We start from the raw sequence: 1,207 nt of genomic DNA, 5'->3' as shown, positions 1-1,207 counted from the left end.
GTGCAGCAATGCATGGAGCTGACCAATACTAATCGGTCGAGGGCTTATCCAATAATTAAATCGCAGATTCGTTTCGGATTCAGTTTTCAGGTGATCAAGCCTGGTATTTATATTCCCTGATAGCTCAGTTGGTAGAGCACTCGACTGTTAATCGAGTTGTCACAGGTTCGAGTCCTGTTCGGGGAGCCATCTGGAGAGGTGTCCGAGTTTGGCCGAAGGAGCACGATTGGAAATCGTGTAGGCGCCACAAGCGTCTCGAGGGTTCGAATCCCTCTCTCTCCGTTGCTTTTCTAAATTGTTTATTGCATGGCCCGTTGGTCAAGGGGTTAAGACACCTCCCTTTCACGGAGGTAACAGGGGTTCGAATCCCCTACGGGTCACCATTATTCCTTAAATAAAGCTTGACTTTATTGAGGGAAAATGATATGATATAAAAGTTGCTGGTTTTGATGGAGGCTTAGCTCAGCTGGGAGAGCATCTGCCTTACAAGCAGAGGGTCGGGGGTTCGATCCCCTCAGCCTCCACCATATATACTTTTTACTGACGCGGGGTGGAGCAGCCCGGTAGCTCGTCGGGCTCATAACCCGAAGGCCGCAGGTTCAAATCCTGCCCCCGCAATTAATTATGGAACCGTGGTGTAGTTGGCCTAACATGCCTGCCTGTCACGCAGGAGATCGCGGGTTCGAATCCCGTCGGTTCCGCCATTAGTATTACAATTTTCTTGGCTCGGTAGCTCAGTCGGTAGAGCAAAGGACTGAAAATCCTTGTGTCGGGGGTTCGATTCCCTCCCGCGCCACCATGATTATTACAAAAGAATATGCCGGTGTAGCTCAATTGGTAGAGCAACTGACTTGTAATCAGTAGGTTGGGGGTTCAAGTCCTCTCGCCGGCACCATCTGTGGAGGCTTAGCGAAGTGGCCAAACGCATCAGACTGTAAATCTGCTCACGTACGTGTTCGGTGGTTCGAATCCATCAGCCTCCACCATCTTTAGGGGCATAGTTTAAAGGTAGAACAACGGTCTCCAAAACCGTTGGTGTGGGTTCAATTCCTGCTGCCCCTGCCAATGAAATACTTTAAAGCTTAATATGGCGGCCGTGGCGAAGGGGTTAACGCACCGGATTGTGGTTCCGGCATTCGTGGGTTCGAGACCCATCGGCCGCCCCATTACTTTACAAGTATTCATTTAACTCAATGTAATATCAGTT

At 49.8% G+C, this 1,207-nt stretch carries 11 tRNA genes; all 11 read left to right on the top strand.

The annotated features are described in order from the left end of the window. The first annotated feature begins 113 nt into the window (after window positions 1–113). Window positions 114–189 (top strand) — tRNA-Asn (locus tag AWJ19_RS01835). Window positions 190–192: 3 nt separating this feature from the next. Then, window positions 193–282 (top strand) — tRNA-Ser (locus AWJ19_RS01830). Between the two features lie 26 nt (window positions 283–308). Continuing rightward, window positions 309–383, top strand: a tRNA-Glu gene (locus tag AWJ19_RS01825). Window positions 384–451: 68 nt separating this feature from the next. Further along, window positions 452–527: transfer RNA gene (locus tag AWJ19_RS01820), tRNA-Val, on the top strand. A 17-nt stretch (window positions 528–544) separates the two neighbouring features. Then, window positions 545–618 (top strand) — tRNA-Met (locus AWJ19_RS01815). Between the two features lie 8 nt (window positions 619–626). After that, window positions 627–704: transfer RNA gene (locus AWJ19_RS01810), tRNA-Asp, on the top strand. A 19-nt stretch (window positions 705–723) separates the two neighbouring features. Continuing rightward, window positions 724–799: transfer RNA gene (locus tag AWJ19_RS01805), tRNA-Phe, on the top strand. 20 nt (window positions 800–819) lie between these two features. After that, a tRNA-Thr gene (locus tag AWJ19_RS01800) sits at window positions 820–895 on the top strand. A gap of 5 nt (window positions 896–900) precedes the next feature. Continuing rightward, window positions 901–986 (top strand) — tRNA-Tyr (locus AWJ19_RS01795). A gap of 5 nt (window positions 987–991) precedes the next feature. Continuing rightward, window positions 992–1,065 (top strand) — tRNA-Trp (locus AWJ19_RS01790). Window positions 1,066–1,090: 25 nt separating this feature from the next. Further along, window positions 1,091–1,166: transfer RNA gene (locus tag AWJ19_RS01785), tRNA-His, on the top strand. The last annotated feature ends 41 nt before the right edge of the window (window positions 1,167–1,207 follow it).

Origin of the sequence: Paenibacillus sp. DMB5, from assembly GCF_001517085.1 — a bacterium.
Taxonomy (GTDB): Bacteria; Bacillota; Bacilli; order Paenibacillales; family Paenibacillaceae; genus Paenibacillus_AQ.
This window is presented reverse-complemented; position numbering and strand designations above follow the sequence as displayed.